Below are 18794 nucleotides of genomic sequence, written 5' to 3'. Positions count from 1 at the left end.
GTGGACATCACAGCTCGCCGGCTGTTTTAAAATGCATCTTTGCCACCTTGGGTAGGATTTCCTGCCCGTATCCGTCGACCAGTTTACGGGCAGCCTCGACCACCTGAGCCCCCGCCCCCATCGGAATGTCGACTCCTGACTTTTCGCTCGATTGCTGCATCCACCGAATAAATCGTTCGCGAGCTAAAATCGAAGCCGCCGCCACTGCAACATCACTTTCCCCCTTGGTGCGTTGGTCCAGTGTGATGGCCACGCCATGCCGTGCAAGCTCACGCTCCAGCACTTCCTTGCGAGCAAACTGATCGCTCAAGGCCCGACCACACCCCGGCATCTTCCCCGACAAACTGCGAATCACTCGGGCGTGCCCCCAGGCTAACAAACGGTTCAAATTCTTAAAGTCACCATACATTTCATTATAGCGTTCGGGTCCGAGACTCACCACTTCGGAGACCACCCCGGGCGTCGACCGGATAAGCTCCGCCAATTTGGCAATGTTCGCAGAGCTCTTGATCCGCTTGCTATCCATCACCCCGGCATCCATCAAAGAACGAGTAATCGAAGCATCGGTATAAACACCGGCAATCACCAAGGGCCCGAAAAAATCTCCCTTACCACTCTCATCGATACCGAAATGAGGTTCAAACATTTCCGGGTCATGAATATGCTCATACCCCAAGCGAGCCTCTCCAAGCACTTCAGGCTCCAAGACAAAGCGCACAAAATCCTCGGTTTCTTTCCCTTGGATCAAGACCTTGGGGCCTTTTTCATAAACCGTCACATTGAGCTTTCCTTTCTTGGCTGAAAACAAGGCATACGCCCGATCTTTAAACTCAAATCCAGCCCCGGCAAGGCAGGACTTTAATTGATCAGCCTGTGCCAAACTCAATGGGCTGGTATAACTGGAAACACTCATAAGCCAAGCTCCCGCTGAACACGCTCCTGATAAACGGCTGCGATTTTCCCGGTCACTTCCGATGTTAAATCGGCACCATCATCCACGGATCGCACCATTTGAACCTCTCGGATTGAACTGGTTAGAAACACCTCGTCCGCAGCCTTCAGTAGATTCCGATCAAGCTCACATTCTTTATACCCCAATGCCAATCCATCACAGATCCCAGCGATCATTGATCGTGTCACTCCAGGTAAACAACCACAATCCAGTGCCGGAGTCATCACCATACCATCGACCACAAGAAACACATTGGACATCGCGCCCTCACACAAGCGCCCTTGAGCATCAAACAGCAAAGCCTCATCAGCCCCCCGAGCAATTGCATCCCGGAAAGCCAGCACATGGCCGGCATAAGATGCAGATTTCACCCCCACCAAACCTCCATGCACTGCAAATTCATAGGGAGAAGTCACCACCCGGGCATCGGGCATCGGGGGATCGAGAGCAACAGCACTGACAAGAACCCGCGATGCTCCGCTGGTCTTAGTCAAAGTCCCCCCCCGGTCAGAAACAGCAACCCTGACCCGCCCCCGACCGACCAACAAATTATTCGCGGTAAGCACCTCGCCTATCGTATGTTGAATTTCAGCACCCGATGGAAGAGACAAGGACAAACGCTTCGCCCCCGCAGCCAGTCGCTCCATGTGAGCATCCATGGCAAACACCCGACCGTCATACGACTGCATTGTTTCAAAGACTCCCAAGCCGACACTCAGCCCCAAATCAAAAGGTGATACCCTCACCTCGTCCGCTGGCATCAATTGGCCGTCATCCGCTACTACCGTCACCTGATTCATATGCATCATATCTATTCTCCTGGCAAACGTGCGGTCAACCTCTATCGCTAGAATACTCCACTCGCATCTATGCAGAGATTCCGCCGTGATGCTCCAAGCGAGCTTGTAAACACGCTAACACATAATCCACTTCCTCACGGTTCACCCCGAAAGGAGGAGTCCAGGCCAACACATTACCAGCCGGACCATCGGCCAACATAAACACGCCATCCTGCATCATTTCTCCAAGAATTCCTCCCGCCACATCACTTGCTGGTGATCCATCCTGATGGGCCAACTCCACGCCCAACATCAGCCCGCGCCCCCTGACATCCCGGATCAAAGGACTACGCAAGCCATGCAAGCGGGCCTTCAGATAATCACCGATCCCTTGAACCGATTCCGCAAGCTCAGCACGGGCGTGCTCTTTCATCGACATCACCGACATTGCACAACCCACGGGGTTACCCAGAAAGGTACTGGTGTGCAGAGCCTCACCACTCGACACCGGCCAAGCGTCCATGATTTCAGCCTTGCCAACACAAGCCGAAATCGGAAATCCACCACTCATGGATTTGCCGACACAGATCAGATCAGGCACCACGCCGCTCCATTCACAGGCAAACAATCGACCCGTCCGATTAAAGCCTGTAAAAATTTCGTCACATGCCAACAACACACCATGTTGGTCACACCAGCTTCGCAACATCGGAAGAAATGCGTCGGGAGGGACAATCTTACCACCACGTCCCTGAATGGGTTCCACCAGAACCAAGCCAATGCCCGAGGCATCCACTCCCGCCAACGCCTCTTCGAACCGTTCCATCCCGGCATCATCCCGGGGAAAAGCCAAGGACACCCGCCGAGCGGCTAACTGATCTTCAAACGGCTGCCTGAATTTTTCAAACCCGCTCCCCAACAAAGCACCATAACCCATGCCATGGTAGCTGTTGGCAAAGCTAAGCACTCCGGCCCTCCCTGTCACCACCCTCGCCGTTTTCATGGCTGATTCAACGGCTTCAAAACCGGAATTACTTAACACCACCTTCCCTCGACCAGCCCCCCAGCGCTCATACGTCAATGCCGACAACATCTGACAAGTCTCTACCTTCAAACGGGTCGGGTGCACATCCCCCATCCCATGCACCAACACTTGCGACTGCTCGACCATCGCCGGCGCCGACCACCCATGCCCCAACCCGGCAACACCAAAGGCCGCCGTCATATCCAAAAATCGATTCCCATCCTCGTCCCAAACATTGACGCCCTCGGCCCGCTTCCAGAATACCGGCCAAGCCTCATCGACATAAGTTACGTTATGACTTTCATAACGCCTGAGTTCTTCTGCCAGGGCCACAGATGCGGGCCCGGGGATTTCTGTGATCAGCTCGGGAAGCATAAGCCAATCCTAAACAGCCCATCCCGCAGTGTCGAGAGCCTGCAAGAAAAACCTCTAGAACATGCTTTAGCATTGCGTCACTCAGAGTCCTTCACCTAAGTTGATCGCGTTATGGAAATTAACTTCAACGCCCTACTTAATCAAGGTATCGCAGCCGTCACCGAACATGGAACCAACCTCCTGATCGCGCTTGCCGTCTTTGTTATCGGTTGGAAAGTCATCAAGATGCTCTGCAAAGGCATGGCCCACTGGTTCGAAAAAGCGGATTACGACGAAGCGCTCGAAACATTCCTGCTCAGTTTGACCGGTATGGGACTCAAAGCCCTGCTCTTTGTTACAGCTGCCGGAATCGCAGGCATCCCCACCACTTCTCTGGTCGCCATCATCGGTGCCGCCGGACTTGCCATCGGCATGGCCCTCTCAGGCACACTGCAAAACTTCGCAGGTGGCGTTCTCCTGCTCGTCCTCAAACCATTCAAAATCGGCGACTTCATCGAAACCCAAGGTCATAGTGGAACCGTCCGCCAAATCCAGATTTTCAATACCATTATCAACACCGGAGACAACAAACGGATCATCCTCCCCAACGGACCCGTTGCAACCGGCGCTCTGATCAATTATTCCGCCGAATCCAAACGCCGGGTCGACATGCTTTTTGGCATTGGATACGACGATGACATCGATCAGGCCAAGGACATCATCATGAACCTCATCAAGGCCGATGAACGTATCGACACCGACCCAGCCCCCTTTATCGCTGTCAAAGAACTCGCCGATAGTTCGGTGAATCTCGTCGTCCGGGTCTGGGCCGACGCCTCCAACTACTGGGGAATCCATTTCGACCTCACCGAAAACGTCAAAAAAGCCTTCGACCAAAAAGGAATCTCAATCCCCTTCCCTCAAAGCGACGTTCACATCCACAAAGTGGACGCGACTCAATAACTCAAACTCACCCGGAAAGGCTCCTAAATTTACATTTATACCACCGCCGGCCGATTTAGATTGCATTTTTTATAATTTAGCTTGATTGGGCGAATGGTGGTGTTTAATTTCGCGACTTCGCTAGGTGATGCTTTTATTGTCAGTTCAAGCCCCCCCAGCGTGTTTGTTGTAATACTACACAGTCAGCCTCCAAGCCCTCCAGCCTGGGGGCTGACCTTTCCCTCATGAGTTCTCTCCTTTTGATGAGTATGTCTTGCACAACAACCATGATCCCCTAATGATGTCGCCCACATGATTCGATCTATTATTTTCGACTTGGATGGCACCTTGGTTCACTCCCTTCCGGGTTTGGCTAGAGCTCTTAATCGAGTGCTTCAAAAACACAAACTGCCGACACACCCTGAAGCCGTTGTGCGCGGGTTTATTGGCGACGGCATCAAAAAACTCGTCGAGCGCGCTTGCCCTGCAGATTACTCGGATGAGCAAATTCAACTTATCGAACAAGACATGGTCAAAGCCTACGCTGACACGTGGCAAACCGGCAGCCCTCCATTTACGGGCATCATCGAGACTCTGGATCAGCTTAAAAAGCGAGGCATACCACTCGCAATTTTCTCCAACAAACCACATCATTTTTGCCAAGAGTTTGCCGAATTCCTCTTCCCCGGCACCTTCATGGTTGTCATTGGTCAACGGGAGGGTGTCCCTGTCAAACCTGATCCCACTGGAGCTTTGGAAACCGCGGCGCTTCTCGGCATCCCAGCTGAAGACACCGCCTTTGTTGGAGATTCCACCATGGACATTGCCACCGCCCACAACGCAGGCATGCTGGCGCTTGCCGCCACTTGGGGATACCACAACCAAGATCGCTTGGAAAAAGAACACCCCCATCACTTGCTGCACGATATCACCGAACTCATCCCTTTGCTCGAAAGTCTGAACTAACGGTCGTCCTCTATACGTTCCCCCTTCCCTTCACCAATCAATCCACCACACCCATTCATGTCTTACCGCAGCCACCCAAGTGATACAAAGTCGATGCCAGGCGGCATCCCTTACATCATCTCCAACGAAGCCGCCGAACGCTTTTCCTTTTACGGAATGAAAGCGGCCCTCGCCATTTTTCTGGCAAACTACCTTGGCGTTCTCGGAGGGGAATCCATGAGTGAAACCAAGGCCACCGCTTACGTCTCATTCTTCAACTCAGCCGTCTATCTCACCCCTCTGCTCGGAGCCTTGCTCGCGGATATTCTCTGGGGAAAATACAACACCATCGTCCGCCTATCCGTGGTCTACTGCCTCGGCCACCTGTCACTCGCCTTCATGGGAGTCGGCGGCATCGTCCAATTCTGGTTACTTGGAGGACTCGGACTTATCGCGCTCGGAGCCGGAGGCATCAAACCCTGCGTCTCGGCCCACGTAGGTGACCAATTTGGAAAAAACAATCAGCACCTGCTGACAAAGGTCTTTAACATCTTTTATCTCTCCATCAACTTCGGTGCTGTTATTTCCAATCTCTCAATTCCTTGGATCCTCAAATGGTATGGCCCCCACTGGGCATTCGGCATTCCAGGAGTCTTGATGGCACTCGCCACCTTTGCCTTTTGGTTGGGCAGAAACAAATTCATTCACGTTCCTCCACACGGAGAGGCCTTCTTTGATGAACTCAAAAGCAGAGACGGCCTAACGGCCATCGGTAAGCTCGTCCCCCTGTTTCTCTTTGTTGCTGTCTTCTGGTGCTTATTCGACCAAACGGCTTCGTCACTGGTCTTCCAGGCAGAGAAAATGGACCGCAACGTGTTTGGCATTGAGGTGCTCCCATCTCAGATCCAAGCCGCCAACCCCTTCTTAATTCTTGTCCTGATCCCGATTTTCACATGGATCATCTACCCTGGAGTCAACAAACTGGTACCGCTGACCCCTCTCCGAAAAATTGGAATGGGCCTCTTCCTGATGACCATTTCCTTTTCCGTGATTTCGCTGGCCCAGGAAGCGATCGACCGGGGAGAAACTCCCAGCGTTTGGTGGCAATTGCTCGCCTACCTCATTTTCACCACCGCAGAAATTCTCGTTTCCATTGTCTGCTTGGAATTCGCCTACACCCAATCTCCACGAAAAATGAAATCCTTCGTCATGGGGATCTACCTGCTCTCGGTATTCGCAGGTAACGCACTCACCGGCGTCATCAACCTCTACATTGAAATCCCGAGCATCACACTCTCGGAAAAATCAACCCACCACGATGGGTTTGACCAAAAGAAAGGCACCGAGGACGACCTCAGCTTCGCCGATGATAAAATCATCTCTCCAGCCCAAGCGACACTCGCCGAAGCCGCTGCAGAGATCGAAACCTACTACGACAAAGAAGAAGCTCTCCCCACAACAGAAGTAGGAAATGGCACCCTGAATCAACTCAAGGACCCGTGGGGCAACCCGCTTCGCTACACTTTGATCAGTAACGAAAAAGCGCGTATCTCATCCGACGGGCCAGACCAAACCCATCTGACGAAATGGGATCTCGGCATCATTTTATCCGCAAAAAAATCCAAGAAAGAGGAAGAAAATACCTGGCTCAATCGCGAAAAACAACGTCAGGGGAAAATGAGTACCGGCGCCAAAGAAGACAAAGATCAAACCTTCAAACTCGATTACTACGCCGGTGGTCAAACCAAGCTTGAAGGTGCCGCCTACTTTTGGTTTTTCACCAAACTCATGCTCGCAACTTCCTTGATCTTCATTCCTTTTGCCTGCGTCTATAAAACCAAAACCTACATGCAGCAATAAACCACTTCATTCACAAGCTCATGCTCATTGATTCCCACTGCCACCTGGCATCCCATCAATTCAAAGAACCTGAAATCTCCGAACTGATCCAGCGGGCCAAAGACCATGACGTCACCCGCATGGTTACCTTGGCCACCAATTTGGAGGACGCCAAAACCAATCTGGATATTGCTGCGCTGCACCCAGAAGTTTTTGCCTGCATCGGCATCCACCCCTGCGATGTTCATGAAACACCCGATGACTACTTAGCCGAGCTCGAAGGCCACGCCCGCCACCCTCGCTGTGTCGCTATCGGCGAAACAGGGCTCGACTACTATCATCCGGCACCGGATGGTTGGAGCGATGACGATTACCATGCCCGACAACGCGCATTCCTTGAGCAACATTTCCAACTGGCCCACAAGCTCGAAAAAAATATCGTCATCCATACCAGAGACCGCAGTGGACAAAACTCGCTGGACGATGCCCTTGAAATTTACCGTAAGCACGCCGACAAGGTTCGGGCAGTCTTCCATTGCTTTCCCTTCGATTTCGCATCAGCAGCCCCCATCCTCGAACTCGGAGGCCTGATCTCCTTCACCGGAATCGCCACCTTCAAAAATGCCCGTCTGGTTCTGGACACTGCCCGCCAATGCCCTCGAGGCTCTTTCATGTTAGAAACCGACTCCCCCTACCTAGCTCCCGTTCCCCATCGAGGAAAACGCAATGAGCCGGCATACACCCGGCACACGGCCGAAAGCATCGCATCTGCAAGAAACGAACCGCTGGAAGACCTGGCAGAACACACCACGGCCACCGCGGAAACATTCTACAGGTTTCCCGAATCTTCCACAACTTCCTGAGAGCCATGAAAGATCAAAGAGAAAACTTCCGTTTTACAAATTGAGATTAAATGCTAAATAACTAGCAACCTTATCATACCACTTCATCATGAAAACCACGACCACCATCACGATCACAGCCGGGCTGGCCTGTCTGGCCTTCAGCGCATGCGGAACCAACGATCCGGAATACAAGGCTTGGAAAGAGCAACAAGCAGCCCAATCTTCAGGTAACCAATATGGCGTTCCCCAGGCAGGAGGCGAGTCAGGCGTTTACACACCTTCGGGCGCAGCGCCCTACCAGCCACTTCCCGGCGTCAACCCAGCCCCGTCACCCCAGCCACCGCTCGGCTCTGACCCGGCAACGGCTGCAGCGCCAGCTGCACCCACCGGCCCCACCACGGCACACAAAGTCGTCGCAGGCGACAGCCTCTGGGCCTTGGCTAAAAAATACGGAACCTCCGTCGAGTCCATTCAGGCAGCCAACGGAATGAACGACAATACCATCCGTATCGGACAAACACTCAACATTCCATCCGGCCAATAATCCCATTGCATGTTGAGAAGGGTATCAAAACCGCCCCACTCTCAATCATATTGTGAATCACACAGGTAGGCGCTTATCGCCTGCCTGTTTTATTTCCAAGCCAACACCCCATTCAAACCAACCAAGCCAAACAATGAAGAACATGAGGACTATTCTTACACTCCTACTGAGCATCACACTCAGTCAGGCACAAACATCCACAAGCAACGAGGAACCCGCAAGCGATCCCAAACAAGCTGCCATTGAAAAATTGTTTTCAGCGATGACCCCTGACGAACTACCATCGGCGCTTGAGACAGCACGTAAAGCCGGAGTCAACCAACAGGTCATCCTCGAAGGACACTTCCTCCATCTCGTAGATCACGACAACTTCAAAGCCATGGCGGCACTGGTCCCTGAACTACTCAAACAAAAAGACCAATTCAATCCAGATAACTCTGAAATTTTTGCGGTCAAAGAAGACTGGCTTGCCATTATTCATTACGCCCAAGCACTCGCGGCTCTCGAACAAAAGGACAAAGCATCCTTCAAAAAACACATCACCGAAGCATTCTGGCTCAGCCCTCGACAAGGCCAGGCATTCACCCCTCATATCAACCGTCTTCGAATGAAGGAAGCCATGGCTAAAATCACGCTCAAGCCAGAGCTTGAGCTCCAACCTCAAGATGGAAGCAAAGCCATTACCCTTGGCCAATTGATGAAAGACAAACAAGGAGCCGTGCTTCACTTTTGGTCCCCCATGAGCCAGGAAGTGCACCAATACATGGATGAATTCATCCACACTTCCCAGCAATGCACCAACAACAAACTCGCAGTCATCTCTGTTCTTGTTGGTTACAATGACTTCGTCCTAAAGGATGCCGAGATTGTCCGCAAGGAAGATGCAAAAAATGCCGGATGTTCCTGGATCAAAGATCCCAAACAAGGGTCCCTGACAAACCTGCTTCGTATCACCGACATCCCGACCATGGTCGTTATCTCAAGCGAAGGTAAGATCCTCTATAACGGCCACCCGTCAAAAAGTGAGTTCTGGGACAACCTGCAAACCATCGCCCCGAAAATAGAACGCCCAGCAAAGACTAACAATAATCTTCCTGGTCACACACACGACGAAGGGTGCACTCATTAATGACGATTCCAACACACTTCACTGCCAACTATCCATTCTGAATCAAAACCTTACATAAAAAAAACTTCATAAAAGTTTAACTCCTTTCTTGACCTACCCAATCCGTTAGGGCATTGTATGTGTCAATAAGAGAGTTGTAGCTATTAAGTGACATAACTAACTATCCACTTAAAACACTAGAACTCTCTAACGAAACAAACGCTGTTCGTTTTACCTCAACATTGAAAAACAGTTCCAGGAAAATCAAATCCAGAACCTAAACAAAAGAGAGACAAACGAATCAACTACACCAAGAAACAACCTAACGTAACGTTATGCCAAAAAAGACCGCTAAAAAGAAAGTCGCGAAAAAGGCTAAAAAAGCCCCAACCAAACGCGCTGCAAAAAAAACCGTCAAAAAAGCAGCTCCAAAAAAGACTGCTAAAAAAGCGGTCAAAAAGAAAGCTGTAAAAAAGGTAGCAAAAAAAGCGACCAAAAAGAAAGTAGCCAAGAAGGCTGTCAAAAAAGCAGCGAAGAAAAAAGTCGCTAAAAAAGCGAAAAAGGCAGCCAAAAAGAAAGTCGCGAAAAAGCCCGTCAAAAAAGCCAAAAAGGCAGCTAAGAAAAAGGTAGCAAAAAAAGCGAAGAAGGCAGCCAAAAAGAAAGTCGCCAAAAAGGCCGTAAAAAAAGCGAAGAAGGCAGCAAAGAAAAAAGTCGCTAAAAAAGCGAAAAAGGCAGCCAAAAAGAAAGTCGCGAAAAAGCCCGTAAAAAAGGCCAAGAAAAAAGCCGCTAAGCAGGCTAAAAAGCCAGCTAAAAAAGCAGCCAAACCAGCCAAAAAAAAGGCGGTCAAAAAAGCTAAAAAAGTAGCTAAGAAAAAGGGCTAACGCGCTCGTTCCGCTACTGACACATCATCACTCAAAGGGGCCTCGGATCACATCCGGGGCCCCTTTCTTATTGTATGGAAAAAAGCCAATCTCTGAATCACCTCGACGCACTGAGCGCTTTCTGCTGTTATCATGTTCAATATCCGTCTATCCAGCCATGAGTGTCATCCAGATTCTATCCCTCGTCTTTATTGTTATTCTGATCATTGTGGTCGTCTATGATTTGATCCAGAAGCGACACGCGATATTAAGGAATTTTCCAATCATCGGCCACTTTCGATATTTTTTAGAAGCCATCGGGCCGGAGCTCAGGCAATACATTGTAACCGACAACGATGAGGAGCGGCCATTTAACCGGGACCAACGTCGTTGGATCTATGCCTCATCAAAAAACGAGAATAACTACTTTGGGTTTGGATCGGACAACGACATGGAATTGACACCCAATTATCTGATTCTGAAACAATCGACTTTTCCTCACCCACCGCCTCAACCCCCGGACCCTCTCCACCCCGCGCCCTGTGCCAAGGTTCTGGGCGCTGCCAGGAAACGAGCGAAGGCCTTTCGTCCTTCTTCCATCGTCAACATCTCTGGGATGAGCTTTGGTGCTCTCGGCAGCGCAGCGACCCGAGCCATCAATGAAGGATGTGGCATTGCCGGGTGCCTGCAGAATACAGGTGAAGGTGGAGTCTCCGAGCATCACTGCCATGGAGGAGAACTGATGCTCCAGATCGGGACCGGGTATTTTGGATGCCGAGATGCCAACGGCCACTTTTCAATGGCGCAATTACTCAATACCATTGAGAAACACCCCCACGTTAAAGCCATCGAAATCAAGCTAAGTCAGGGAGCCAAAGCAGGATTGGGAGGACTCCTACCCAAACAAAAAATCACACAAGAAATTGCAAGTGCCCGGGGAATCCCAACAGACCGCGATTGCAACAGCCCGGCCCACCACAGTGCTTTCCACGACCCTGACAGCTTGCTTGACCTTGTTGAGGCCATCGCAAAACATACGGGACTACCGGTGGGCATCAAATCCGCAGTCGGACAACTCGGGTTTTGGGACGAGCTCGCCGAGTTGATGGCAGATGGATCCAGAGGCGTTGATTTCATCACCATCGATGGTGGAGAAGGAGGAACCGGAGCCTCGCCCCTGGCCTTTTCCGACCACGTTTCCCTCCCATTTAAATATGCCTTCCCCCAGGTGTTCTCCATTTTTGCACGCGCCGGGCTCAGCCAAAACATCGTTTTTATAGGCTCGGCAAAACTGGGCTTCCCGATGGACGCCCTGTTCGCTTTTGGTCTCGGTTGTGACATGATTTCCGTGGCCCGCGAAGCCATGATTTCCATCGGTTGTATCCAAGCGCAACGCTGCCACACCGGTCACTGCCCAGCAGGAGTCGCAACCCATAACCGGTGGCTCATGCGGGGGCTAGATCCACAATTAAAAGCAGCCAGGCTCGCCAACTATGTGGTTACGCTACGCTATGAAATCATCAAACTCTGTCATGCAGCCGGATTTTGCCATCCTGCATTTCTGACCACCAATCACTTTGAAATCCTCGACGGACAATTGGGAACGACATCCTTCAAAGACCTCTTCGGTTATGACCGGTCCTCACCCTGCCCTTGTGACGAAGATTGTAAGATCATCCGCCGTATGATGGAATGCCACCGCCCAAAGGAAGCGGCACCCGCTCCAGCCTGAGACCACATCACACAAAAACCATGACCATCCGAAACGCTACACCAGACGACTGTCAGGAAATTCATACCATGATCTGTGAGTTAGCCAGCTTTGAACAATTGGAACACAAAGTGTGCTCCCAATCAGATGATCTCAAAAAAGCATTGTTTGAAAAACCCATCGTGGCCAAATGCCTGGTCGCAGAAGCCAAAGCCCCACAAAGCCTCGCCGCTTTTGCTCTCTTCTATCACAACTATTCTTCCTTCACCGGAAAACAGGGTATTTACCTCGAGGACATCTACGTTCGACCAGATCACAGAGGAACCGGCATTGGAAAAAAACTCATTCTTGAAGTCCTTCGCTACGCCAGAGAAAACAATTGCCCGAGAGTCGACTGGGCAGTGCTCGACTGGAACCAAAAAGCCATCGATTTCTATCGGTCGCTCGGAGCTACCGTCATGTCGGATTGGAGAATTGCACGAATCGAGAACCCATAAGCCAAGGCTTCAGCACGCCTTCGATCCTACCATCCCCCCAGCCTGGACTCTCAGCTCCTATACCCCACCTTTGTGGCGTTTTTATCAATCTTCCAAGCCCGCATGCTTCCACTCATCCCAGCCACCATTGTAGATCGTGACCTTGTATCCCTTGGCTGATAATTTTTTCGCCACCTGATAGGCATACGGACATTTTTCATTCTGGCAATATAACACGATGATTTGATCCGCTTGCCGGGCCTCGTCCAATGAGGGCTTCATTTCAGAAAATGTGGAATCAAACTTTTTAACTGGAAGGTTCACAGACCCGGGGATACTCCCCATCCGATGAAACAGAGGCTGCCGGCAATCGACCAACAACACTTGACCAGATTGTTTCAGAGCAAACAGATGCTCCAAACGAATGACTGTAATCTCTCCCGCCTCTCGGTCCCCGGGTGACTGAACAGCATCACGCGTTGGTCCACCTTCATCCGCCTTGGCAACTGGCACCTCTTGCTGAGGTTTACCCTCGGCCTGCAGGCTCTCAGCAGACGGGTCGGCACATGAATAAAACAACAAACAAACAGCCGCCAGTAGCGAACATGAGAAACAATCAACCGCACTCTTCATAGTGAAAACTCTGACACAAAGCTAATACGTTGCAAAGTGATGATCAAAGAAAATGCCCGATAAGCCTCAAACTTACCGGGCGATTCATTTCCTCTTCGATCTCCGCCTTATGAGGTCACCCGCATCGGCATGATGACATAGAGGAACGAACTATCCAAACGGATCACTCCGGGGCTCATTCCATCGATGAGATCAAGATAGACTGACTCATCGCTCAGGTTCTTCAGAGGTGCCATCAAAAACTCGGGGTTAAAGGCAATTGCAAATTCTTCACCATCATAGTCGGCGACGATCGGTTCCTTTGCCTCACCAATGTCCTTCGAATTCGCTTGGACATCAATGTTGCCCGTGCTGAATGTCAGCTTTACAGAATTAGAACTTTCCGAAGTCAGGAGTGAGACACGACGCACGGTGTGGAGAAACTCTTCACGATTAATCGTGACCCGCTCTTTACGCTGTCCGGGAATCACCTGCTTGTAATTCGGGTAGTTCCCCTCAATCAACTTGCTGACGATCACGCTGCCACCAATGTCGAAACTAATCTGGTTTCCACTCAGCAGAACCAAGGCATCACCTTCAGTTCCGAGCATCCGCTGAAGTTCTCCAATCGCTTTGGCTGGAATGATGATATCCATCTCATGGCTGGCTGGGAACTCCAGATCGTTTTCCACCATGGCCAAGCGGCGACCATCGGTGGCGACAAAGGTCATTTTTCCTTCGCTGAAAGAAACATAAATACCATTCAAGACATAGCGGGTCTCATCCGTGGAAATGGCATAGGAAGTTTTTTTAATCGCATCGAGCAATACACTCTGGGCAATTTTAAACTCGGTTGCCTCTTCGAACTTCGGCAAGGGAGGAAACTCTTCCTCGCCCAAACCAATGATCTTGAAAAAACTGGGGCCACACTTGATGCTCGCATGGTTTTTCGCATCCACTGTGACTTCCACTTCACTGGCGGGAAGCTGGGCGACAATACTCACGAGACGCTTCACCGGTAAGGTCGTAGAACCTTCTTTTTCAATATTGGCATCGACAGAACCACTCACCCCCACGTCGAGATCCGTGGTCGTCAGTTTCAGTTTGCCACCGACAGCCTCGATGAGAACATTCGATAAAATTGGTAACGTGGCCCGAGTGCTGACGACATGTTGCACTTGCTGGAGCGCCTCCAGAAAGGCTTCTTTGCTAATTGAAAATTTCATAGACGGTAAATCAGGTTGTTAAGGAATCAGTATGCGCAAATACTGAAGCATTCACGCACCAAGGCAAGCACTCTTTAACAAATCTTGAACATTTTTCAACCCCCAATACGTCCATCGCCGAGCCAAGGCAAAACCGGACTCGGCTGAAGATCCCTCATCTGTCGACAAGACCTTCCGGTCCCCGACAAACTGCTATTTTCTCTGCAATGTCGTGATCAACATATCCACGGAATCCCGGGTATGCACATCACTCTCAATGCTGTCCTTCACCTTTTTACACGCATATATCACGGTTCCATGATCGCGACCACCGAAGGCGTCTCCAATCTCAACCAGAGAACTTGGTGTTAGTTTACGACTCAAATACATCGCAATTTGGCGAGGGAAAGCAATATTGGTAGGGCGTCGGCGACTGGTCATATCAGCAAGCCTTAGATCGAAATGCTTCGAAACGGCCTTTTGAATCGAGTCGATATTGACTCGTTTTTGTCCCTCCTCGCGCAAAATGTCCTTAAGAAGAAATTCCGCACGCTCTACCGTAATTTGTTCCGTTCCGAGCGATGCGAAGGTTGCCACCCTCACCAAGCCACCTTCAAGGCGACGCACGTTACTCTGAATGCGCTCCGAAAGCATCGTCAGAATATCATCGCCAAGTGAAACGTCCCAATCTTCCATCTTGCGCTGTAAAATCGCCAAGCGAGTCTCCATTCCTGGAGGCTGTAGCTCCACAGTCAGTCCGCACTCGAAGCGCGAAATCAAACGAGGTTCAACATTCTTGATCTCAGACGCCGGACGGTCAGAGGTCAGCACAACCTGACTCTGCAAATCCAGCAACTCATTGAAGGTATGGAAGAACTCCTCCTGTGAGCGTTCCTTGCCAGCAAGAAATTGAACATCATCAATGAGGAGAATATCCGCTCGGCGATACTTGCGCCGAAAACGGTCAAGCCCCCCCTTGCGCACCATCTCAATGAATTCGTTGATAAACTTTTCACACGTGAGATACACCACCCGAGCCGATGGATTCTCCTTCATCAAGCGCTGACCAATCGCCTGCATCAAGTGAGTTTTCCCCAACCCGGACCCGCCGTGAATAAATAATGGGTTGTATACCGCCTGCTTGGCCGATGCCACAGCGACACAGGCGGCCTGGGCAAATTCATTACTCTGTCCGACAACAAAACGGTCAAAGCTAAACTGTGGATTCAATCCGGCAGAACGAAGCTTCTTCTGCATCACATCCTGCCCTCCGGCTTGACCGCCACCAGAATGGGTGGACTCACCCTTCCCCTGCCCGGGGACTTGAATGGGCTGCCGATCCACCACGGGGACTTCAGCTTTGGCTTCCTTCGCCTTCGGCTGGCTCATTTGAACCTCCTGTTCATCCGCAACGACCACTCGCACCTTGCGTGGCATTTCCGAAACCTGGGAAAAAGCCGTCTGAACCTCAGGCATGTAATTGGTCTCGATCCATACCTGATGCATATCACTCTCAACCGCGAGCACGGCCTCGGTCTCATTCATGTCCACCAACTCTGCAGACAAAAACCAGCGACTGAAGGCGTCCCCACTAACAAGCCCTTTCAAGGCCCCCGATACACTCTCCCATAATTGCTTCATGTCTTCCACCAGCGTGGAGCAAAGGTCATCGTTGATTGCGGGGGTGTCGTCTGTCGGGATCGAGGCTTGATTCATGGAATTCTTCAAGATTTGGGTGGTGAAATAGTCAAAAATTAGGGTGAACTACCGATCTCCCCCTGCGGTCTCAGATGAGCGCAGGCGCTGATCGAGCAGCAACGACATCCAAGCCTGATCGACCGTTTTTCGCAAAACTTTTCAACCCCTGCGGTGTCTTTTTTCTCAAACGAGCCATTCCACAACGGTTCCACAGAAAAATTTTAAAAAACTTGACTCAAAATTTAATACATAGGAGTGAAATGACTCACCCTAACTACAACTAACACCACCTAACATCACCTAACATTCAATTTCAACACTCTGACAAATCTGTCACACGACAGAATAGACCCCGAAGGGTCGCGACACCGAACCCATTGATCTTGAATGCACAGACTAGCCCGGCAACCTTGATTTATCAGGAAACAGCCAACCGCTGAGGATTCCAAAGCCGAAAGTCAGTGCGGCGTTGAGCGGGAAAAACCATTCTGAGGCCAAGCCGGGTCGAGAATCCTTCACCTTGTCGGCAAGGTATTCAAAATCAAGCATCTCCAAAACGAGCGGCAACTCGGGACGGAACCAGGCAACCAGACAGACGGAACAAAAAGTCCCTAACAGAAGACCCGTGAGATGGCTTCGTATAGGGCAAAGAGCAGCCAACAAAACGCCCAAAAGTGGTCCATAGGTGTAGGCAACCATCCCGAAGGCCAGCTTAATCAGATCGCTGTCAGTGTTCCGGCTCCTGATTTCCATCAGTCCGAGCGCAGCCAGGGTCAATATCACCCCCCAGACACAAACAGCAATTCGGGAGAGCCTGACCATTTCGGCCCCCTTGCCTTCGGCTTCCAGCCGCTCACGTCCAAAAAGAACAGACAAGCTGGTCTGGCTCAAGGCAGCCAAAATGGAATCCAGGCTGGAAATAGCTGCGGCGAAGGCTCCGGCAAGGATCAAGCCGCTGACCCCCACGGGCACCTCCAGAGTAATCCAAGTCGGGAAAACATTATTGGGATCGGACTCAAAGCTCTTCAAAATCGAACCGGATGGTGGGTAACTTTGATACCAGGCAAATAGTCCACTGCCTACGGCCAACATCAGCACGGTAATAAGAATGGATACGCTACTCCAGCACATCGCTTTGCGAGCCTCCTTGACACTCCCACAACAAAACATCCTCTGGGTATTGAGTTGGTCCACCCCGAACGCGGCAACATTCTGAAAAGGCATCGCCAACAAGCCCACCCACAAGGTGTATTTCAATGCCGGATCCGAGAATGGAGTGGTCAAATCGAGAATCTGAAGCTTGTCGATGGACCTCCCATTCACCTCGATCTGGTTCAGCGCAGAGATCTCAGTCCAGCCAAGCTGGCCAACCAGCATGCCAAATGCGAGTAATCCGCCAAAGATAAAGAGACAGAACTGGATCACATCCGTCCAGATCACCGTCTGCATCCCCCCCATAAATGTCCAAATCACCGCAACCAAACCGATCGCACAAATGCACAACCAAACATCCATCCCGGTGACCACCTGAAGAATAATCGCCGTCACCAGCACCCGAACACTCTGGCCAAGGATGGCTCCAAGAGAAAACAGCAAAGTGACCAAACGCTTCACCCCCTCCCCGAGCCGGTCCCCCATAAAATCATAAGGACTGAAAATCTCTTTCTCATAATATAAAGGAATCAGCCAATAAGCGACGGCGAAACGCGCAACGATCGATCCCAGCCCCCACTGTAAATAGGTCCAATCGCCTTCCAGGCCATAGACGATCCCAGGAACACCAATAAAAGTCAGAGCGCTGATCTCGGTCGCGATCATCGACCCGCTCACGGCCCACCATGGCAAGGTTTTCCCCCCGAGGAAAAAATCCTTGATGTTTGCCTGCTTGCCGGAAAGCCGGTGACCGAGCCACGTGGTGAACAGCATATACACCAAAACCACAGCCCAATCCCAGGAAGTAAAATACGTGTGCACCGCTCGATCCATAGACGCGGAAACTAGCAGAACCGATGCCCGCATCAACCCCCAAACTGAAAACTTCAAAGTAATGTAAAAAGAGTCTTGTCGTTTTCCCCACATCATTCATAACTCAATTCCAGATTTACGCATCGTGGCTAGTTCTGGAAAACATCACATCCTCGGCATCATCCCAGCTCGCTGGGCCTCGACCCGCTTCCCTGGAAAACCCCTCCACCTGATTGCCGGAAAACCTCTGGTCCAACACGTGTGGGAACGCTGTCAACAGTGCCGGAACCTCGATGCCATCGCCATCGCCACGGATGATGTGCGCATCTGCGAGGCCGCCACTGCATTCGGAGCCTCCGTCATCATGACATCAGACAGCCACCCGACTGGCACCGACCGGATCGCCGAGGCAGCCCGGGCATTCCCCCAAGCCTCCCATGTCATCAACATCCAGGGGGACGAACCCTTGATCGATCCCGCACTCATCGACCAGCTTGCCGATAGCCTCTGTGAGGATCCTGGTATCTCCATGGCTACTGCAGCCAACCCCCTCATGGATGACGATCTGATCAAAGACCCGAATGTGGTCAAGGTCGTCTTGGCTCTCAATGGCGATGCCCTGTATTTTTCCCGTAGCGCCATTCCTTTCCAGCGCTCAAAGAGTCCGGAACTTACACTCTACCGGCACAAAGGAATCTATGCCTACCGCCGCGATTTTCTCGAACAGTTCGTCTCATGGCCCCCAAGCCCACTCGAACTTGCCGAATCCCTCGAACAACTCCGGGCACTCGAAAACAATGCCCGCATCAAAGTCTTGATTACCGATGACGAATCGCCGGGGGTCGACACCCTCGAACAAGCCCAAGCCATCGAAGCCCTGCTAATCTGACGTCACACTCTCGATAAAAAACGCCCATCCCAAACCTTACCAGATC

The 18794-nt window shown here is 51.2% G+C and carries 17 protein-coding genes; 10 read left to right on the top strand and 7 right to left on the bottom strand.

Translation table 11 applies throughout. The features are described 5' to 3' along the window. Positions 1-7 precede the first annotated feature (7 nt). From rnhC to HW115_RS00385, 3 genes are read right to left on the bottom strand one after another with little or no spacing between them, the layout of a single operon-like run. The gene (rnhC, locus tag HW115_RS00395; RefSeq protein WP_178930601.1) at positions 8-913 is read right to left on the bottom strand and encodes a ribonuclease HIII; all 906 of its coding nucleotides are present in this window, start codon (positions 911-913) and stop codon (positions 8-10) included. Further along, a complete protein-coding gene (locus tag HW115_RS00390; protein WP_178930600.1) occupies positions 910-1761 on the bottom strand; it encodes an aminotransferase class IV in 852 nt (283 codons plus the stop codon). The genes rnhC and HW115_RS00390 overlap by 4 nt, the downstream gene beginning before the upstream one ends. Before the next feature lie 58 nt (positions 1762-1819). Further along, positions 1820-3130, bottom strand: a complete 1311-nt coding sequence (locus HW115_RS00385; RefSeq protein WP_178930599.1) for an aspartate aminotransferase family protein — start codon at positions 3128-3130, stop codon at positions 1820-1822. A gap of 111 nt (positions 3131-3241) precedes the next feature. On the opposite strand from HW115_RS00385, the gene HW115_RS00380 reads away from it, so the two are divergent. From HW115_RS00380 to HW115_RS00340, 9 genes are all read left to right on the top strand, one after another. After that, a complete protein-coding gene (locus HW115_RS00380; RefSeq protein WP_178930598.1) occupies positions 3242-4072 on the top strand; it encodes a mechanosensitive ion channel family protein in 831 nt (276 codons plus the stop codon). 291 nt (positions 4073-4363) lie between these two features. Then, entirely contained in the window at positions 4364-5017 is a 654-nt protein-coding gene (locus HW115_RS00375) for an HAD family hydrolase (RefSeq protein ID WP_178930597.1), read from the top strand. 57 nt (positions 5018-5074) lie between these two features. Then, on the top strand, positions 5075-6856 hold the full coding sequence (locus tag HW115_RS00370; protein WP_178930596.1) for a POT-type proton-dependent oligopeptide transporter: 1782 nt from the start codon (positions 5075-5077) through the stop codon (positions 6854-6856). 20 nt (positions 6857-6876) lie between these two features. Continuing rightward, positions 6877-7698, top strand: a complete 822-nt coding sequence (locus tag HW115_RS00365) for a TatD family hydrolase (RefSeq protein ID WP_178930595.1) — start codon at positions 6877-6879, stop codon at positions 7696-7698. An 88-nt stretch (positions 7699-7786) separates the two neighbouring features. Continuing rightward, positions 7787-8224 (top strand): LysM peptidoglycan-binding domain-containing protein, encoded by a 438-nt coding sequence (locus HW115_RS00360; protein ID WP_178930594.1) that lies wholly within the window; start codon positions 7787-7789, stop codon positions 8222-8224. Positions 8225-8366: 142 nt separating this feature from the next. Further along, positions 8367-9353, top strand: coding sequence for a TlpA family protein disulfide reductase (locus HW115_RS00355; RefSeq protein WP_178930593.1), 987 nt, complete (start codon positions 8367-8369; stop codon positions 9351-9353). A 314-nt stretch (positions 9354-9667) separates the two neighbouring features. After that, on the top strand, positions 9668-10213 hold the full coding sequence (locus tag HW115_RS00350; protein WP_178930592.1) for a hypothetical protein: 546 nt from the start codon (positions 9668-9670) through the stop codon (positions 10211-10213). 157 nt (positions 10214-10370) lie between these two features. After that, a complete protein-coding gene (locus HW115_RS00345) occupies positions 10371-11924 on the top strand; it encodes an FMN-binding glutamate synthase family protein (RefSeq protein WP_178930591.1) in 1554 nt (517 codons plus the stop codon). A 20-nt stretch (positions 11925-11944) separates the two neighbouring features. Further along, positions 11945-12400, top strand: a complete 456-nt coding sequence (locus HW115_RS00340) for a GNAT family N-acetyltransferase (RefSeq protein ID WP_178930590.1) — start codon at positions 11945-11947, stop codon at positions 12398-12400. An 84-nt stretch (positions 12401-12484) separates the two neighbouring features. Here the strand turns inward: HW115_RS00340 and HW115_RS00335 are convergent, their stop codons facing one another. From HW115_RS00335 to HW115_RS00320, 4 genes are all read right to left on the bottom strand, one after another. After that, positions 12485-13012 carry a rhodanese-like domain-containing protein gene (locus tag HW115_RS00335; protein WP_178930589.1) on the bottom strand — a complete coding sequence of 176 codons (528 nt, stop codon included), beginning with the start codon at positions 13010-13012 and terminating at the stop codon, positions 12485-12487. A gap of 107 nt (positions 13013-13119) precedes the next feature. Further along, positions 13120-14217 (bottom strand): DNA polymerase III subunit beta, encoded by a 1098-nt coding sequence (gene dnaN / locus HW115_RS00330; RefSeq protein ID WP_178930588.1) that lies wholly within the window; start codon positions 14215-14217, stop codon positions 13120-13122. Positions 14218-14409: 192 nt separating this feature from the next. After that, the gene (gene dnaA, locus HW115_RS00325) at positions 14410-15912 is read right to left on the bottom strand and encodes a chromosomal replication initiator protein DnaA (protein WP_178930587.1); all 1503 of its coding nucleotides are present in this window, start codon (positions 15910-15912) and stop codon (positions 14410-14412) included. A 378-nt stretch (positions 15913-16290) separates the two neighbouring features. Further along, positions 16291-17880 carry a sodium:solute symporter family transporter gene (locus tag HW115_RS00320; RefSeq protein ID WP_178930586.1) on the bottom strand — a complete coding sequence of 530 codons (1590 nt, stop codon included), beginning with the start codon at positions 17878-17880 and terminating at the stop codon, positions 16291-16293. A 124-nt stretch (positions 17881-18004) separates the two neighbouring features. Here HW115_RS00320 and kdsB point away from each other — a divergent pair, with 124 nt between their 5' ends. Further along, positions 18005-18748 (top strand): 3-deoxy-manno-octulosonate cytidylyltransferase, encoded by a 744-nt coding sequence (kdsB, locus tag HW115_RS00315; RefSeq protein ID WP_178930585.1) that lies wholly within the window; start codon positions 18005-18007, stop codon positions 18746-18748. Positions 18749-18794 lie beyond the last annotated feature (46 nt).

The organism is Oceaniferula marina, assembly GCF_013391475.1.
GTDB classification, from domain to species: Bacteria; Verrucomicrobiota; Verrucomicrobiia; order Verrucomicrobiales; family Akkermansiaceae; genus Oceaniferula; species Oceaniferula marina.
The sequence above is the reverse complement of the archived record's forward strand: the minus strand, read 5'-3'. Positions and strand labels throughout refer to the sequence as shown.

Bases quoted from the DNA above. Each gene is read 5' to 3' on its own strand.
- rnhC (WP_178930601.1), bottom strand. From the start codon at position 913: ATGAGTGTTTCCAGTTATACCAGCCCATTGAGTTTGGCACAGGCTGAT.
- HW115_RS00390 (WP_178930600.1), bottom strand. From the start codon at position 1,761: ATGATGCATATGAATCAGGTGACGGTAGTAGCGGATGACGGCCAATTG.
- HW115_RS00385 (WP_178930599.1), bottom strand. From the start codon at position 3,130: ATGCTTCCCGAGCTGATCACAGAAATCCCCGGGCCCGCATCTGTGGCC.
- HW115_RS00380 (WP_178930598.1), top strand. From the start codon at position 3,242: ATGGAAATTAACTTCAACGCCCTACTTAATCAAGGTATCGCAGCCGTC.
- HW115_RS00375 (WP_178930597.1), top strand. From the start codon at position 4,364: ATGATTCGATCTATTATTTTCGACTTGGATGGCACCTTGGTTCACTCC.
- HW115_RS00370 (WP_178930596.1), top strand. From the start codon at position 5,075: ATGTCTTACCGCAGCCACCCAAGTGATACAAAGTCGATGCCAGGCGGC.
- HW115_RS00365 (WP_178930595.1), top strand. From the start codon at position 6,877: ATGCTCATTGATTCCCACTGCCACCTGGCATCCCATCAATTCAAAGAA.
- HW115_RS00360 (WP_178930594.1), top strand. From the start codon at position 7,787: ATGAAAACCACGACCACCATCACGATCACAGCCGGGCTGGCCTGTCTG.
- HW115_RS00355 (WP_178930593.1), top strand. From the start codon at position 8,367: ATGAGGACTATTCTTACACTCCTACTGAGCATCACACTCAGTCAGGCA.
- HW115_RS00350 (WP_178930592.1), top strand. From the start codon at position 9,668: ATGCCAAAAAAGACCGCTAAAAAGAAAGTCGCGAAAAAGGCTAAAAAA.
- HW115_RS00345 (WP_178930591.1), top strand. From the start codon at position 10,371: ATGAGTGTCATCCAGATTCTATCCCTCGTCTTTATTGTTATTCTGATC.
- HW115_RS00340 (WP_178930590.1), top strand. From the start codon at position 11,945: ATGACCATCCGAAACGCTACACCAGACGACTGTCAGGAAATTCATACC.
- HW115_RS00335 (WP_178930589.1), bottom strand. From the start codon at position 13,012: ATGAAGAGTGCGGTTGATTGTTTCTCATGTTCGCTACTGGCGGCTGTT.
- dnaN (WP_178930588.1), bottom strand. From the start codon at position 14,217: ATGAAATTTTCAATTAGCAAAGAAGCCTTTCTGGAGGCGCTCCAGCAA.
- dnaA (WP_178930587.1), bottom strand. From the start codon at position 15,912: ATGAATCAAGCCTCGATCCCGACAGACGACACCCCCGCAATCAACGAT.
- HW115_RS00320 (WP_178930586.1), bottom strand. From the start codon at position 17,880: ATGGATCGAGCGGTGCACACGTATTTTACTTCCTGGGATTGGGCTGTG.